The following is a 278-nucleotide window of genomic DNA, read 5'->3' as shown; positions in this document are numbered from 1 at the left end:
TAGATGTCGGCGCGGTAGGTGACCTCGTCGTTGGAGAAGCGTTCGGGGGCCATGTATTTCCAGGTGCCCACCGCGGTGCCCAGTTGGGTGAGTTTCTCGTCGGTGGTGGCGCTGGCGATGCCGAAGTCGACCAGGTAGGCGAAGTCGTCGCGGGTGACCAGGATGTTGGGCGGTTTGACATCACGGTGCATGACCCCGGCGGCGTGCGCGGCGTCCAGGGCCGAGGCGATCTGGGTGATGATGGCGACCGCGCGTGGCGGGGTCAGCGGGCCGAAGCG

The 278-nt window shown here is 67.3% G+C and carries 1 protein-coding gene; it reads right to left on the bottom strand.

All coding sequences use genetic code 11. From position 1 onward, the window contains the following. Positions 1-278: protein kinase domain-containing protein (locus AC5Y7D_RS30970; protein WP_499930013.1), on the bottom strand; the 278-nt coding region annotated here is incomplete at both ends.

The organism is Mycobacterium sp. NGS49 (genome assembly GCF_059812565.1).
Note: the sequence above shows the minus strand (reverse complement) of the source record. Positions and strands in the feature narration are given on the sequence as shown.